We start from the raw sequence: 15,603 nt of genomic DNA on the forward strand, positions 1-15,603 counted from the left end.
TTTTTTCCCCGAGTAGGGCAAAACTAAGAAATTTTCCCGGTTTCACCTGGACGCTGTCTCAGGCGTGTCTCCCGACTGATTTTTACAATGCCTGCCATTCGCAGGTATAAAAATTAGCTCGGGAGTGTCAAATGCTGGCCTTTCTAAACCAGGTACGCAAGCCGACCCTGGATCTGCCGCTCGATGTGCGGCGCAAAATGTGGTTCAAACCGTTCATGCAGTCTTATCTGGTGGTTTTCATCGGCTACCTGACCATGTACCTGATCCGCAAAAACTTCAACATCGCGCAGAACGACATGATCTCCACCTACGGGCTGAGCATGACGCAACTGGGGATGATTGGCCTGGGCTTCTCCATCACCTACGGCGTGGGTAAAACGCTGGTTTCCTACTACGCGGACGGTAAAAACACCAAGCAGTTCCTGCCGTTTATGCTGATCCTCTCCGCCATCTGTATGCTCGGCTTCAGCGCCAGCATGGGCGCGGGTTCGACCAGCCTGTTTCTGATGATCGCCTTTTACGCGCTGAGCGGCTTCTTCCAGAGTACCGGCGGCTCGTGTAGCTATTCCACCATCACCAAATGGACGCCGCGTCGTAAGCGTGGATCGTATCTCGGTATGTGGAACATCTCCCACAACCTCGGCGGTGCGGGCGCGGCGGGCGTGGCGCTGTTTGGCGCCAACTATCTGTTCGACGGCCATGTCATTGGGATGTTTATCTTCCCGTCGATTATCGCCCTGATTGTCGGTTTTATCGGCCTGCGCTACGGCAGCGACTCCCCGGAATCTTACGGCCTCGGCAAAGCGGAAGAGCTGTTCGGTGAAGAGATCAGCGAAGAGGACAAAGAGACCGAAGAAAACGAAATGACCAAATGGCAGATCTTTGTTGAGTACGTGCTGAAAAACAAAGTGATTTGGTTGTTATGTTTCTCGAACATCTTCCTGTACGTGGTGCGTATCGGTATTGACCAGTGGTCCACCGTCTACGCTTTCCAGGAGCTGAAGCTCTCCAAAGAAGTGGCGATTCAGGGCTTTACTCTGTTTGAAGTCGGCGCGCTGGTCGGCACGCTGCTGTGGGGCTGGCTCTCTGATCTGGCGAACGGTCGTCGTGCCCTGGTGGCCTGTGTAGCGCTGGCATTAATCATCGCCACGTTAGGCGTTTATCAGCATGCCAGCAATCAGTATGTCTATCTGGCGTCGCTGTTTGCGCTGGGCTTCCTGGTGTTTGGTCCACAGCTGTTAATCGGCGTGGCGGCAGTCGGATTTGTGCCGAAAAAAGCGATCGGCGCAGCCGACGGGATTAAAGGTACTTTCGCCTATCTGATTGGTGACAGCTTCGCCAAGCTGGGCCTGGGGATGATTGCCGACGGTACGCCGATTTTCGGCCTCACCGGCTGGGCAGGAACCTTCGCCGCGCTGGACACCGCCGCCATCGGCTGTATCTGCCTGATGGCCATCGTGGCTGTGTTCGAAGAACGTAAAATTCGTCGCGAGAAAAAGATTCAACAACTGAAAGTCGCTTAAGTTAAGTGTGCATTGGTAACTTTTGCCCGCCTTAATGGCGGGCTTTTTTATGCCGTGGCGTTCATCCATCGACAGCGATAAATTTGCCGCTATGATGGGCATCCTGTCTGGTAATGGATGTGCGCATGATTTGGATAATGCTGACCACCCTGGTGGTTGTTTTTGTGGTGGGATTTCGGGTGCTGACGTCCGGTTCACGACGCGCAATTCGCCGTCTGAGCGAGCGACTGAATATTGATGTCGTGCCGGTAGAATCGATGATCGATCAGATGGGAAAAGTGCAGGGCGAGGCGTTTTTACAGTACCTGCACCGGCCTGACGAATCGCATCTGCAAAATGCTGCCCAGGTGCTGTTGATCTGGCAAATCGTGATTGTCGACAGCAGTGAGCCGAATCTGCTGCAGTGGCACCGTTGGCTGCAAAAAGCTCGGCTGGCTGCGCCGATTACCGACGCGCAAGTGCGTCTGGCGCTCGGATTTCTGCGCGAAATGGAGCCGGATATGCAGGAGCTTAATGCGTTTCAAATGCGCTATAACGCCTTTTTCCAGCCCGAAGATGGCGTGCACTGGCTGCACTGACAGTAATTAATGCCTGATGGCATTACGCTTATCAGGCCGACAAAAGGGCCCTGCCGTAGATGGAATAAGCCACATCGCCATTCAGCCGTGAAAGTTGTTGAAACGTTAAATAGGTCACAAATTTAATGTTACACTGCGTAACTTTTCTACAATAATCCCACGCAGGTAACAAAATGAGTGAAGCTGTTGAACAAAAATCCCGCGCTGAAGTGAATACCCGACCTAACTGGTCGGCGGTATTCGCCGTGGCGTTCTGCGTTGCCTGCCTGATAACCGTTGAGTTTCTGCCCGTTAGCCTGCTAACGCCGATGGCACAGGATCTGGGTATTTCGGAAGGTGTTGCCGGACAATCGGTGACAGTGACGGCATTTGTCGCTATGTTTGCCAGCCTGTTTGTGACGCAAATCATCCAGGCGACCGATCGTCGCTACGTGGTGATCCTGTTTTCGGTGCTGCTGACGCTCTCCTGCCTGCTGGTTTCCTTTGCCAACTCTTTTTCGCTGTTGCTCGTTGGCCGCGCCTGCCTCGGTCTGGCGCTTGGTGGCTTCTGGGCGATGTCGGCGTCGCTGACCATGCGTTTGGTTCCCGCTCGTACGGTGCCGAAAGCGCTGTCGGTTATTTTTGGCGCAGTCTCCATCGCGCTGGTGATTGCCGCCCCGCTGGGAAGTTTTTTGGGCGGCATTATCGGTTGGCGTAATGTGTTTAATGCGGCGGCGGTCATGGGCGTGCTGTGTACGATTTGGGTGGTGAGAGCGCTGCCATCGCTGCCCGGTGAGCCTTCGCACCAAAAACAAAATATGTTCAGTCTGCTGCAGCGCCCGGGGGTGATGGCCGGGATGATTGCCATCTTTATGTCCTTTGCCGGGCAGTTCGCCTTCTTTACCTATATTCGCCCGATCTATATGAATCTGGCGGGCTTTGACGTTGATGGTCTGACGCTGGTGCTGCTCAGTTTCGGTATTGCCAGCTTTGTTGGTACGTCGCTTTCGTCGGTGATTCTGAAGCGCTCGGTCAAACTTGCGTTAGCCGGCGCGCCACTGGTGTTGGCGTTCAGTGCGTTGGTCCTGATCCTGTGGGGCAGCGACAAAGTTGTTGCGACTGGCATTGCGATTATCTGGGGACTGGCGTTTGCGCTGGTACCGGTAGGCTGGTCGACGTGGATCACGCGCTCACTTGCCGATCAAGCAGAAAAAGCCGGATCCATCCAGGTCGCCGTGATCCAGCTTGCCAATACCTGTGGGGCCGCAGTAGGAGGCTATGCGCTCGATAACCTCGGATTGCTGTCGCCCCTGATGCTTTCCGGCAGCCTGATGCTGCTGACGGCGCTTCTGGTGGCAGCAAAAGTTCGCATAAAGGGTATGCAATAAACTAAGCTCGGTATGCCGGATCGCTATCCGGCATCCTGGTTATTTTTAATTAAAACCCTTGTTTTCGGCGGTATGGGCAAACCATTCGCCGCTTTTCTTCACCGTACGTTTTTGCGTGTCTAAATCTAACTGGACAAAACCGTAGCGGTTTTTATATCCATTGAGCCAGGACCAGTTATCAATAAAAGTCCACATATGGTAGCCAAGACAATTGCAACCTTCGCTAATGCCTTTATGTAGCCATTTAAGATGCCCGGAAACAAATTCAATGCGGTAGCTGTCGTTGATCTGGTCATGCTCAACGAAACGTTGCTCATTTTCCACACCCATACCGTTTTCAGAAATAAAGCAGCGCGGGTTGCCGTAATTATCACGCAGATTAGTAATAATATCGTAAATACCTGGCTCATAAATTTCCCAGCCACGGTAAGGGTTCATTTTACGCCCCGGCATTTCGTAATAATCAAACAGCCACTCTGGCATAAACGGCGCGTTTGGATTAACGGCAGTATCACGACATTTCACGCGGCGCGGCTGATAATAATTGATACCAAGCAGGTCGATTTTCCCCTCGGCGATGAGCTGACAGTCGCCTGGCTGACAGGCTGGTAGCTGATCGTACTCTGTCAGCAGTTCGACCAGATCCGCCGGATATTCCCCTTTTAGTACCGGGTCAAGAAAGCTGCGGTTAAACAGCAGATCCGCATGGTGCGCGGCTTTTACATCCGCCGGGTGCTGCGAGCGTGGATAAGAGGGCGTCAGATTTAGGATCACACCGATTTCACCGCCGTAGTTTCCGGCGCGATACGTTCGCACCGCCTTGGAATGCGCCAGCACAGTGTGATACGCCACGGTGGCCGCGCGTTTGAAATCCACTACGTTAGGGTAATGGAAGTCATACAAATAGCCGCCTTCCACCGGGACAATCGGTTCATTAAAGGTGAACCAGTGTTTAACCCGGTTGCCGAATAATTTAAAACAGGTCTGCGCGTAGCGTCCAAACGCCTCAACCACGTCACGGTTTTCCCAGCCGCCTTTCTCCTGCATCACCATCGGCATGTCGAAGTGAAACAGGGTGATAAACGGTGTAATACCTTGCGCCAACAGCTCGTCGATGACGTTGTTATAGAAATCGACGGCCTCAGGATTAATCTCGCCAGTACCGTCCGGAATCAGGCGTGACCAACTGATTGAGGTGCGGAAGCTGTTATGTTTCAGCTGTTTGAGCAGTGCGATGTCCTGTTTCCAGTGCTGATAAAACGTTGAGGTGTTCGCCGGGCCAACCCCTTGGTGGAAACGCCCAGGCTGACGGTCGAACCACACGTCCCATGTTGTCTGGCTTTTGCCGCCATTCAGGCTATCCCCTTCGGTTTGCAGCGCCGAGCAGGCACTCCCCCACCAAAAGTTATCAGGAAAACGGTATCGCATTATCTTGCTCCTTGATGTATTTCACTTCCCTACACAATACGCGATTTTGCTACGCAGAAACCGGTTACAGCGCTCGTTTTTCAATACGATAGTTACAAATCCGGGCATTCAACTTTGCCCAACGCTTCCCAGTAGTTGTTCTGGTTATTTCTTTGTATTGCCAGAATAGCCTCGCGGATATGCTGCTGATTACGTGTATCAGACATAATCGTTTTTTCCCACACATCATCGGAGGGTGATCCCTGTGGGGTGCAAATCTTGCGTAAGTCCTTTAATACGGTGTTTTTTTCATGAACGGACTGTAGAGAGCCATAAGCCGAATCGGCCTGCGCAAAACCCGGCAGCGTGAAAAGAATGGCAATAAGCGGTAAAGCGGCTCGTTTCATGATAATAATCCTTGTTGTCGATGCGCATCATCTCAAGAGTAAGTGTAGACGGCATGCGTCTCACTCATCAGCCTGTGTTAATTTTCAAACAAAAAATCAGCCAGAAGTTGTATTTTTTCAGGAGGATAGGATGCAAATACAGATTACAGATACCATTACCGAAGACGATCAAAATGCCCTGCTTGCCGGATTGCGCGCCTACAACCGCCAGTTCCTGCGAACCACCAACTTTGGCGACCTGGCGGTGTACTGGCGCGATGAAAGCAATGAAATTCTGGGCGGGTTGATTGGCAAAATTAAAGGGGAATGGCTGTGTATAGATTTCCTGTGGATGCATGATTCGCTGCGCAAAGGCGGTTATGGCACAAAATTGATGCAGGCTGCCGAGCAGACAGCGCGTGAGAGAGGATGCCTGCATGCGCTGGTGGACACGATGAGTTTCCAGGCGCTGCCGTTTTATCAGAAAAACGGTTATCAGCTGCAAATGACCCTCGATAACTTTCCGGAAACCGGCTCTGCGCGGCATTATTTGTCGAAAACGTTTTGATGACCGGAAGGTCTGGACGCCGCCTCACTTTCTTGCGCAGCAGAATAGTGTATGTTCTGAACAATCATTTATTTCTTAAGCGGTAAAGAGATGAGACGGATTGAGATAATACTGGGGGAGCTGGAACGGCTGACGCGAGGACTGAATCTTGCCCATCTGGCGCAGGAAACGGCGTTCACAGCAGAGGCTATCGGCTTTAACCTCGGGCTGGCGCGCAACTCGGTCAGTAAAGATCTCAATCAGCTCTGGAACGACGGCCTGGCGATTAAAAGCCGAGGACGCCCGGTATTTTTTCTGCATCGTCAGGCGATTGAAACGCTGCTGGGGCGCAAACTGGATGAGTCTGAGCGCGAAGTGCAAACCGTTGCCGATCTGTTACCTGAACAAGAAAACCTGACGACAGACGATCCCTTTACCGGCCTGATTGGTTACGATCGCAGCCTGCGCGACGCGGTGGAAAAAGGCCGCGCGGCGGTGCTGTATCCCCACGGGCTGCACGTTCTGCTGACCGGTCCCTCCGGCGTCGGCAAAACCTTTTTTGCCGAACTGATGCACCGTTTTGCCTGCGAACGCGCAGTGGGAGCGTCGCCGCCGCTGGTTTACTTTAACTGCGCGGAATACGCCCATAACCCGGAGCTGCTTTCTTCGCACCTGTTTGGTCATCGACAGGGGGCATTTACCGGCGCAAATGAAAATAAACCCGGTCTGGTCGAGCAAGCCGACGGTGGCTATCTGCTGCTCGACGAAGTGCATCGTCTGCCGTATGAAGGTCAGGAAAAGCTATTTTCTATTCTCGACAAAGGCGAATACCGGCCGCTGGGTTCCAACGCCGTGGCGCGGTCTATTTCGGTGCGTCTGATTTGCGCCACCACCGAACCGGTAAGTTCGGCATTGTTGCGTACCTTCCAGCGACGTATTCAGGTGTGTATCGATTTGCCCGGCATCCGCCAGCGTTCAGTGGAAGAGCAGGTTGAACTGATCGTTGGCTTCTTACAGCGTGAGAGCCGCAAAATCGAGCGTACGATAAGTATCGACCGCACCTTACTGCTCTGGCTACTGAACAAGCCGCTGGAAGGTAACATTGGTCAGCTTAAGAGCGACATTCAGTTTCTCTGCGCCCAGGCCTGGGCCTCAGGGATGACCGAGCACAGCGACACGCTACAGCTGGATAAACGCCTGGCGGAGATTTCATTTAATGCCACGCCGGAACAGCGTTTGCTGGTTGGCGCGCTGTTCGAAGGCAAAGAGCATTTAAGCATCGATGCCCGCACGCTGCCCGCGCTGAAAAATTCACTGGCGACCGGAGCCGAAATAGAAGAGAGCGATCTCTTCTACAGCTTCCTGACCCGGGAATATATCAATCTGCGTAACAGCAACGTACCGCCAGCCGAAACGCTGGCGATCCTCAAAAACAAACTCAGTTCCATTTTTGAATATGGTCTCTACAGCCGTGACAGCGTGGGGCATCCGCCACGCTATGGCGATCAGATAGAAGAGCGCGTCACGCTGCTGATCGGCTGCGTTGAGCAGGTGCTCGGTTTCACGCTGCCGGAGAATCTGATTAACCCGCTGCGTAAACACTTCCTGGCGCTGATTGGCTATGTGCAGCGCGGGCTTATTCCCCAGCTTTATTCTTCCAGCTTGATCCTCGATCGCTGTAAAGATGAATATGACAACGCCACGCTGTTATGCCGGAAAATCAATGAACTGTTGCATATTCAGTGTCCGGCGACGGAAGTGGTCTGGTTGTGCCTGTTCCTCAAAGAGTGTCGCCATTACCGCCAACGGATTGACGCCAGTCCGGACTGCGGAGTGATTTTGATTGCCCACGGTGCGACGACCGCCACAAGTCAGGCGCAGTACGTGAATCGCGTGCTGGAGCGCGAGGTGTTCAGCGCTATCGATATGCCTTTCGAGCAGTCGGTGCATGACACGCTGGAAGCCCTGACGCAGATGATCCAGACCCGGCAATATCGCCGATTGATCCTGATGGTGGATATTGGCTCACTGGTCCATTTTGGCAGCACGATCAGTAAGTTATTCCAGATAGACGTACTGCTAATGCCCAATATCACGCTCACCAGCCTGCTGGAGATTGGGCTGGATTTAAGCTACGAAACCAGCGACTTGCCGCAGCTGGCGGCGTTGATGCAGAGCAAAAATATTCCCTGTCAGCTCTGTACTCCGCAGCAGGAAAACAGCGGTAAAGTGCTGGTTATCTCCTGCATCACCGGGATGGGAACGGCAGAGAAAATCAAAAAGGTGCTGGAGGAGAGCTTCGGTGAGTTGATGTCGCAGGATACGCGGATGGTGATCCTCGATTACAACGAAGTTCGCAGCCTGGAGCGTGTTCAGCAGGCGATTAACGCCAGTGAACGCCTGGCGGGAATAGTGGGCACTTTCCAGCCAGGACTGCCGGATATTCCGTTTATCTCGCTCGAGGAGCTGTTCTCTGAGCAAGGCCCCGAGCTGGTACTCAGCCTGCTGACGCCAGATCTCTCCAGCAGCGAACGCCGTCTGGAGATGGAGCGCAGCGCGATGCGCTTTATCAGCGCGTTGACTATGGAGAGCATCATTAACCATATTTCGGTGCTCAACCCGCAGCGAATTCTCAAAGAGATGGAAGGCGTGCTGAATCATCTGACCACCGCGCTTTCGCTCAAACCGAGCCGTCAGGTGACACTGCGCTTCCTGATCCACTGCTGCTGTATGGTCGAGCGTATCGTGATTAACCGCAAACCGTTACAGATGGCGCTGGAGAACAAGCCGGATCTGGATAATCGCGCGTTTAGTGTCATTAAATCCGCTTTCCTGCCGATCGAAGAGGCCTATGCCATTCGCTTATCGGACGCGGAATATTTTTATATTTACGAACTGCTGTATAGCTAATTCCTTTACTGGCGCGGCTTTCTGCCTCGCCAGCGCTCCTCTCCTCCCCGCGTGACACAAATTCTGGCACAGCCTTTGCTCTGTTTACCTATGTCTATGTAATCGAGCCTGGAGGCCATTTTGACTACCACTGAATCCTTGCCCCAGATCCTGCTGCTGACCCATGGCGGCTGGGGGCAACAGCTTTGCAACAGCCTACGCATGGTGATGGGTGAAATCAAAGGCGTGACGGAAATTGCGCTGATGCCCGTTGATACGCTCGGCGAGTTTTATCAGCGCGTTGAAGCCGTAGTGAAAACCATGCCGGAAGGCTCATTGATCCTGACTGATTTTATTGGCGGCACCACCTCCAACGTGGCGGCGCGGCTGAGCGCCGATTACCCGGTGGCTGTTATTTCCGGGCTCAACGCCTCTTTGCTGCTGGAGGCGCTCGACAAACGCGAGCATGGCCGGTTGACCACCTGCGTGGCTGAACTGGTCGACGCCGGGCGTAGCAGTTGCCTGGACGTTGTCGCCCACGTGCGTCAATTACAACAATCACAATAAGGAATAAACATCATGGCAAACATCGTCTTATGTCGTATCGATAGCCGTCTGATTCATGGACAAGTGGTGACCAAATGGGTTGGGCAATCTCAGGCAAACCGGATTGCGGTGGTTAGCGATGAGCTGGATGCCGATCCGTTTATGAAAAACATCTACCTGATGGCCGCGCCGCCAAACATCAAAGTGGATTGTTTCGGTAACCAAAGTTTTGCGGCCGCCTGGAAAGAAAACCAGCTTGGTGACGGCAAAGTGCTGGTGCTGTTCCCTTCTCTGGCGGCGGTTCAGGAAGCGGTCCAGTTGGGGTTTGACGTCACTACCATTCAGGTCGGTGGGCTGGGCGGTGGGCCAAACCGCAAAGCGGTATTCCAGAACATTACGCTGGATGAAAAAGACGTCGGCATTCTGAGCGACCTGAAAAATCGTGGGATTCAGGTGTTCTTCCAGACCATCCCGGAGGATAAGCCGCAGTCGCTGGACGATATCCTGAAAAAATTCTAACTCTTTGATAACAGGGTAACTAATTATGGATACTTTAGTCTTTGCAAGCCTGATGGGGTTGTATTACTGGTTTGCCCGCTTACGCCTTGGCTACACCTTCTCCGCTATGCTGCTGCAACCGGTGGTCATTGCCGTATTCGTTGGCCTGCTGTTAGGCAATATGGAAACGGCGATGATCATTGGCGCAGGTATGCAGCTGGTTTACCTCGGCGTGACCTCCACGCCGGGCGGTAACGTCCCGTCGGATCCGGCGCTGGCCGCCTGTATTTCAATTCCTATCGCCGTGAAGGCCGGAATGGACCCGAACCTGGCTATCGCGCTGGCGATCCCGTTTGGCGTCATCGGCGTGTTTCTCGACCAGCTACGCCGTACGTTAAACGCGGCCTGGGTGCATATGGCCGACAAGCATGCGGAAACGGCCAACATGGCGGGCATTATGCGCTGTGCGTTCCTCTACCCGGCGTTGCTTGGCCTGGTACTACGTTTCCCGGTGGTTTTTGCCGCCAACTATTTTGGTCAGGACGTGGTGGAAAGCTTCCTTAAGCTGATGCCGCACTGGCTGACGCACTCTTTTGAAATTATGGGCGGCATTCTGCCAGCGCTGGGCTTCGCCATCACCATTATGGTGATCGGTAAAAAGAGCTTGCTGCCGTGGTTTATCGGCGGATTCTTCGCGGTGCTGTACCTGAAGGTGGACATCATGGCGATGGCAATCTTTGGAACCTGCGTGGCCTTCCTGATTAAAGGTCTGGCAAAAAATGAAGGAGCAGCATGATGAGCAGCGACGTAATGCAACACGAACTGGTGGAGCGTGCGCGTGAAAGCGGCACGCTGACCAAAGCCGATATCACCAAAGCCTGGTTTATCTACTGGCTGGGCGCGGAAGTTTCCAGCTCCTATGAGCGTTTGCAAAGCCTGATTTTCTGCGCCTCGATGACGCCGATCATCAAAAAGCTTTACCCGCAAAAAGAGGAACAGGTAGAAGCGCTGAAACGCCATCTGAACTTCTTCAACTCAGAGCAGACGTTCGGGGCGGTAATTCAGGGGATCTCCATTGCGATGGAGGAGCAAAAAACGCGCGGTGAGCCGATCAGCGATGCATCCATCACCGGGATAAAAACGGGTTTGATGGGGCCACTGGCCGGGATGGGAGATTCGATCATCTGGGCCGCCGTGATGCCGCTGTTAATTGCCATTTTCATCCCATTTGCCGCCAATGGCAGCGCGATGGGCGGAATTGTACCGTTAATCCTCTACCCGGCCATTACGTTAGCAATCAGCTACGGTATGGTGCACAAAGGGTACACGCTGGGGCGTGACTCGATTATCGGTCTGCTGCAGGGAGGGCGAATTAAGGAACTGATCTACGGCGCGAACGTGTTGGGCCTGATCATGATGGGCGCGCTGTCGGCAAGCTACGTCAAGATCACCACACCGTTAAAACTCAGTGCCCTGAAAGGCTCTGAAGTGGTGGTCCAGCAAATCCTCGACTCTATTGCCCCCGGCCTGTTGCCGCTGGCGGCGGTGTTCGCTATTTACTTCTATCTGGTGAAGAAAGGGCCGCGTTACACCACGATTTTGCTGTCAATTGTCGCGCTCAGCGTGGTCTGTTCGCTGCTGGGAGTGTTGTAAGCCATGACACAGAATATCTATCAACAACTGGGGCTAAAACAGGTGATTAACGCCTGCGGCAAGATGACGATTCTTGGCGTTTCCAGCGTCGCGCCGGAGGTGATGCAAGCCACCGCGCGGGCAGCTGCGGCCTTTGTTGAAATTGACCGGCTGGTGGACCGTACCGGTCAATTGGTTTCCCGCTACACCGGCGCGGAGGACAGCTATGTTACTTCGTGCGCCTCGGCGGGTATTGCGATTGCCGTTGCCGCTGCCATTACCCGCGATGATCAGGCGCGAGTCACGTTGATGCCAGATAGCGCAGGTATGGCCAATGAAGTGGTTATGCTGCGTGGACATAACGTGGATTACGGGGCGCCCATCACCAGTGCGATTCGCCTGGGCGGCGGACGCGTGGTGGAGGTTGGCTCAAGTAATCTGGCGGCCCGCTGGCAGCTGGAGAGTGCGATTACCGACAACACCGCCGCGCTACTGTATGTGAAATCTCATCACTGCGTGCAGAAAGGTATGTTAGACATTGCGGACTTCGTGCAGGTTGCGCAGGTTCACAACCTGCCGCTGATTGTTGATGCCGCCGCCGAGGAAGACTTACACGCCTGGGTGGCGAGCGGGGCGGATATGGTGATCTACAGCGGGGCAAAAGCCTTTAACGCGCCGACCTCCGGGTTTATCACCGGAAAGAAACAGTGGATTGCCGCGTGTAAAGCGCAGCACCACGGTATTGCCCGGGCGATGAAGATCGGCAAAGAGAATATGGTCGGGCTGGTGTATGCCCTGGAAAACTATCATCAGGGGCAAACCGTGGTCACCGCTGAAGAACTGCAACCTGTGGCGCAGGCGATTTCAGCGATTCACGGATTGAAGGCGGATATTGAGCAGGACGAAGCCGGGCGCGCCATCTGGCGGGTTCGTATTCAGGTTAATGCACAGGAGTTAGGGCTGGATGCCTACGCCGTAGAAGCACAGCTGCGCGGGGGCGATATCGCGATTTACGCGCGTCGTTATAACCTTCACCAGGGTGTCTTTAGTCTCGACCCGCGTACGGTCGCAGAAGGGGAAATGGCGCTGATCGTGGCGCGATTAAAGGAGATTGCAGAACATGCAGCACATTAATTTTTATCGTAATAAAGTGGCCATTAACGTGCTGGCAAAAGATATCGCCAACGCCCGGGAAATCTATGACGCCGCCGAAGGCCATGCGGCGATCGGCATCCTTTCCGCGCAGTTTGCCTCGGTTGAGGAAGGCGTTGTGGAAGTGAAGCGCTGGATGGCTGAAGTGCCGTCAATTTCCGTAGGGCTGGGGGCGGGCGATCCGGCGCAGTATTACAAAGCGGCAATGATTGCCTCACAGGTCCATCCGGCACACGTCAACCAGACCTTTACCGGTTGTGGTTTTGCGGCAGGCGCGCTGGCTGCAACGGGTGGCGAGCAGACCCACATCAACGCCCTGGTCAGCCCGACCGGAACGCCTGGCGAGGTGCTGATCTCCACCGGCGTCAGCAGCAGTCAGGGTACGCCGGCCCGCGTTTCTTGTGATGCGGCAGTGCGCATGATGCTGGACTCTGGCGCGCATGCGGCGAAGTTCTTCCCGATGGGCGGTGAGAAATCGTTGCCTGAGCTTTACGCGCTGGCGACGACCGCGGCGCGCAACGGCATGACGTTGATTGAGCCGACCGGCGGTATCGATCTGGATAACTTCGGCATTATCCTGCGAACTTGTCTTGAGGCGGGCGTACCGCGGGTCATGCCGCATGTGTACAGCTCGATTATCGACTCGCAAACCGGCAATACCCGGCCTGAAGATGTCGCCAGATTGATGGAGATAGTCAAAACCCTGGTGTGATGTTGCTATCGCCGGATGGCACACAATAAATGCCCGGTAAGCGTTAGGTGCCACCGGGCATTTTTGTACATATGTCTGCTTTATTCTTTTTTCTTCTTGCTGATGCTTTTTCGTTTTTTAAACCGCAGCGGCCTTGCCGCTATAGTCATTTCATTACTCATCAGGCGGTTATTACTAAAGGATAAAACGTGAAGTTGAAGATACCTTATTTCAGGGCTGGGACGGCGGTATTACTGGCAGGATTATTGCTGGCAGGATGCGATCAGCAGAGCAGTGATGCAAAGCATATCAAAGTGGGGGTGATTAACGGCGCAGAGCAGGATGTGGCGGAGGTCGCGAAGAGAGTTGCTAAAGAAAAATATGGCCTGGTGGTGGAGTTAATTGGGTTTAGCGGTTCTTTGCTGCCCAACGATGCCACCAATCAGGGTGAGCTGGATGCCAACGTCTTCCAGCATCGTCCGTTCCTCGAACAAGATAATAAAGCACACGACTATAAGCTGGTTGCGGTGGGCAATACCTTTGTGTTCCCGATGGCCGGTTATTCGAAGAAAATCAAAACCGTTGCGGAGCTTAAAGATGGTGCGACGATTGCGATACCTAACGATCCTACTAACCTCGGGCGGGCGCTGTTGCTGCTGCAAAAAGAGAAGTTAATTACGCTGAAAGCAAATACAGGCTTGCTACCCACAGCGCTGGATATTACTGATAATCCGCGACATCTGAAAATTATGGAACTGGAAGGCGCGCAGTTGCCGCGCGTATTGGACGATCAGAAAGTGGATGTAGCGATTATCAGTACCACCTACATCCAGCAAACCGGACTTTCTCCGGTACATGACAGTGTATTTATCGAAGACAAAAACTCACCGTACGTGAACATCCTGGTGGCGCGAGAAGACAATAAAGATGCCGAGAATGTGAAGGAATTCCTGCAATCTTATCAGTCACCGGAAGTGGCAAAGGCGGCAGAAACTATCTTTAACGGCGGCGCGGTTCCGGGCTGGTAATCGTGACCTGTTGCCGCGCCGATTGGGATTAAACCGCTCTGGCGCGGCGACGTGAGTCCATTGAGATCAGTACTACCGATGAGAGGATCAAAAGCGTGCCCAGCCAGTCAGGCAGGGTAAATGTAATGCCTAACAGCAGCAGGGACAGCAATGCGCTGCTCAAGGGTTCCGCGCAGCTTAAAATGCTCGCCTTCGGCCCACCAATCATCTGCGCGCCTTTCAGGTACAGGCTAAACGTGAGTGACGTGCCGATGACCACCAGATAGAAAAACGCCAGAATTAAACTGCCATTAACCACGAAGTTTGTTCCCTCTCCGGCATAGAACGGGAGCAGGATCAGGCCACCTATCAACATGCTCCAGCCGACGATCGGCAGCGTACCGTAGCGCGCGATAAGCGTAGAGGGGTAAGTGGTGTAGAACGCGGCGGCAAACGCCGAAGCAATTCCCCAGAACAGCGCGGCAGGTGAAATAGACAGCGACGTTGGGTTACCGTGGGTGACCAGTAAGAAGGTGCCAATGAGCGAGGTGAAAATCGCGGTCAACACTAATATTCCCGGTCGTGCTTTGCGAACCACGGAAAACCACGCCACGATAATGGTCGGTGACAAAAATTGCAGTACCGTTGCCGTGGCGGCGTTAGATTTTTCAATAGTCAGCAGGAAGGTGAGTTGTACGGTGAGCGCTCCGGCTACGGAAAAAATCAGCAGACTGATGGCATCTTTGCGGTTTTTGATAATGGAGAAGACTTTATCGCCGTGAACGAAAGAGAGCATCAGCAGAATCAGCCCGGCGAATATCAGGCGCGTCATGGTCAGAAATTGTGACGACATCTGACTTTGCTCCATGATGTACTGCGCACACACACCCGAACTTCCCCACAATACGGCGGCAATCAGGACGTTCATCATCCCTCTTCTGGTGGAACTCATCTTTCCCTCTGCATGTTGTTTTGTCTTATTTGTGTGCAGGCATCATAGCAGAGATATCGAAGTCAGTAAGACATGACTGGTGCAGCCTCCCTCGCGCAGTAGGGAGGCTTCGGCAGTTATTTTATGGCGCAATCGGCGTCAGATAATCCAGCCGTAGCGGTTCGGCGAGTAGATCGTTCATTTGCAGAATAAATGCCTGGAAATGTGGCAGAGTGATATGTTCATCCAGACTGGCCTGACCGCGCCAGGATTCGCGTACGTAGAATACATCCGGTGTGTCGCGTAACTGGAACAGAGCATATTCAATATTGCCCGGCTCCCGGCGAGTGGGTAACAGCAGGTTCTGCAGCGCTTGTTTCAGTGCGTCGATCTTCCCTGGTTTGGCTTTCAAGACCGCAATAATTGAAATCACTTCTGAATCAGACATG

General features: G+C 53.6%; 16 protein-coding genes. 12 read left to right on the forward strand and 4 right to left on the reverse strand.

Going from position 1 to position 15,603, the window contains the following annotated elements:
• Nucleotides 1-131: 131 nt before the first annotated feature.
• From uhpT to nepI, 3 genes are all read left to right on the forward strand, one after another.
• Nucleotides 132-1,523: a hexose-6-phosphate:phosphate antiporter gene (gene uhpT / locus NMD08_RS00235; protein WP_003023929.1), complete on the forward strand. Its 1,392-nt coding sequence runs from the start codon at nucleotides 132-134 to the stop codon at nucleotides 1,521-1,523.
• A gap of 125 nt (nucleotides 1,524-1,648) precedes the next feature.
• Nucleotides 1,649-2,101, forward strand: coding sequence for a DUF1198 family protein (locus NMD08_RS00240; RefSeq protein ID WP_151217091.1), 453 nt, complete (start codon nucleotides 1,649-1,651; stop codon nucleotides 2,099-2,101).
• Nucleotides 2,102-2,274: 173 nt separating this feature from the next.
• The gene (nepI, locus tag NMD08_RS00245) at nucleotides 2,275-3,468 is read left to right on the forward strand and encodes a purine ribonucleoside efflux pump NepI (RefSeq protein WP_210904075.1); all 1,194 of its coding nucleotides are present in this window, start codon (nucleotides 2,275-2,277) and stop codon (nucleotides 3,466-3,468) included.
• A 45-nt stretch (nucleotides 3,469-3,513) separates the two neighbouring features.
• Here nepI and NMD08_RS00250 read toward each other — a convergent pair whose 3' ends face one another.
• On the reverse strand, nucleotides 3,514-4,896 hold the full coding sequence (locus NMD08_RS00250; RefSeq protein ID WP_210904076.1) for a glycoside hydrolase family 1 protein: 1,383 nt from the start codon (nucleotides 4,894-4,896) through the stop codon (nucleotides 3,514-3,516).
• Nucleotides 4,897-4,988: 92 nt separating this feature from the next.
• Nucleotides 4,989-5,282: a YicS family protein gene (locus tag NMD08_RS00255; RefSeq protein ID WP_210904077.1), complete on the reverse strand. Its 294-nt coding sequence runs from the start codon at nucleotides 5,280-5,282 to the stop codon at nucleotides 4,989-4,991.
• Between the two features lie 130 nt (nucleotides 5,283-5,412).
• On the opposite strand from NMD08_RS00255, the gene NMD08_RS00260 reads away from it, so the two are divergent.
• From NMD08_RS00260 to nlpA, 9 genes are all read left to right on the forward strand, one after another.
• The gene (locus NMD08_RS00260; protein WP_003023951.1) at nucleotides 5,413-5,829 is read left to right on the forward strand and encodes a GNAT family N-acetyltransferase; all 417 of its coding nucleotides are present in this window, start codon (nucleotides 5,413-5,415) and stop codon (nucleotides 5,827-5,829) included.
• 90 nt (nucleotides 5,830-5,919) lie between these two features.
• A complete protein-coding gene (gene dagR / locus NMD08_RS00265; protein WP_370619297.1) occupies nucleotides 5,920-8,718 on the forward strand; it encodes a transcriptional regulator DagR in 2,799 nt (932 codons plus the stop codon).
• 120 nt (nucleotides 8,719-8,838) lie between these two features.
• Entirely contained in the window at nucleotides 8,839-9,264 is a 426-nt protein-coding gene (locus tag NMD08_RS00270) for a PTS sugar transporter subunit IIA (protein WP_003840671.1), read from the forward strand.
• Nucleotides 9,265-9,276: 12 nt separating this feature from the next.
• Nucleotides 9,277-9,762, forward strand: coding sequence for a PTS system mannose/fructose/N-acetylgalactosamine-transporter subunit IIB (locus tag NMD08_RS00275; RefSeq protein WP_003023959.1), 486 nt, complete (start codon nucleotides 9,277-9,279; stop codon nucleotides 9,760-9,762).
• Nucleotides 9,763-9,787: 25 nt separating this feature from the next.
• Nucleotides 9,788-10,537, forward strand: coding sequence for a PTS sugar transporter subunit IIC (locus tag NMD08_RS00280; protein WP_003023960.1), 750 nt, complete (start codon nucleotides 9,788-9,790; stop codon nucleotides 10,535-10,537).
• Nucleotides 10,534-11,394 (forward strand): PTS system mannose/fructose/sorbose family transporter subunit IID, encoded by an 861-nt coding sequence (locus NMD08_RS00285; protein WP_005121522.1) that lies wholly within the window; start codon nucleotides 10,534-10,536, stop codon nucleotides 11,392-11,394. The genes NMD08_RS00280 and NMD08_RS00285 overlap by 4 nt, the downstream gene beginning before the upstream one ends.
• Before the next feature lie 3 nt (nucleotides 11,395-11,397).
• Nucleotides 11,398-12,507: a D-glucosaminate-6-phosphate ammonia lyase gene (gene dgaE / locus NMD08_RS00290; RefSeq protein ID WP_370619299.1), complete on the forward strand. Its 1,110-nt coding sequence runs from the start codon at nucleotides 11,398-11,400 to the stop codon at nucleotides 12,505-12,507.
• Nucleotides 12,494-13,237, forward strand: coding sequence for a 2-dehydro-3-deoxy-phosphogluconate aldolase (locus NMD08_RS00295; protein ID WP_187259857.1), 744 nt, complete (start codon nucleotides 12,494-12,496; stop codon nucleotides 13,235-13,237). Before dgaE ends, NMD08_RS00295 begins: the two co-directional genes overlap by 14 nt.
• Before the next feature lie 188 nt (nucleotides 13,238-13,425).
• Nucleotides 13,426-14,244, forward strand: a complete 819-nt coding sequence (gene nlpA / locus NMD08_RS00300; RefSeq protein ID WP_370619301.1) for a lipoprotein NlpA — start codon at nucleotides 13,426-13,428, stop codon at nucleotides 14,242-14,244.
• Nucleotides 14,245-14,272: 28 nt separating this feature from the next.
• Here the strand turns inward: nlpA and NMD08_RS00305 are convergent, their stop codons facing one another.
• Nucleotides 14,273-15,175 carry a carboxylate/amino acid/amine transporter gene (locus NMD08_RS00305; RefSeq protein WP_187253902.1) on the reverse strand — a complete coding sequence of 301 codons (903 nt, stop codon included), beginning with the start codon at nucleotides 15,173-15,175 and terminating at the stop codon, nucleotides 14,273-14,275.
• Between the two features lie 121 nt (nucleotides 15,176-15,296).
• Nucleotides 15,297-15,602 carry a putative quinol monooxygenase gene (locus NMD08_RS00310; protein WP_151217080.1) on the reverse strand — a complete coding sequence of 102 codons (306 nt, stop codon included), beginning with the start codon at nucleotides 15,600-15,602 and terminating at the stop codon, nucleotides 15,297-15,299.
• Nucleotide 15,603: the final 1 nt, after the last annotated feature.

Source organism: Citrobacter meridianamericanus (assembly GCF_041320245.1).
GTDB lineage: Bacteria > Pseudomonadota > Gammaproteobacteria > Enterobacterales > Enterobacteriaceae > Citrobacter > Citrobacter meridianamericanus.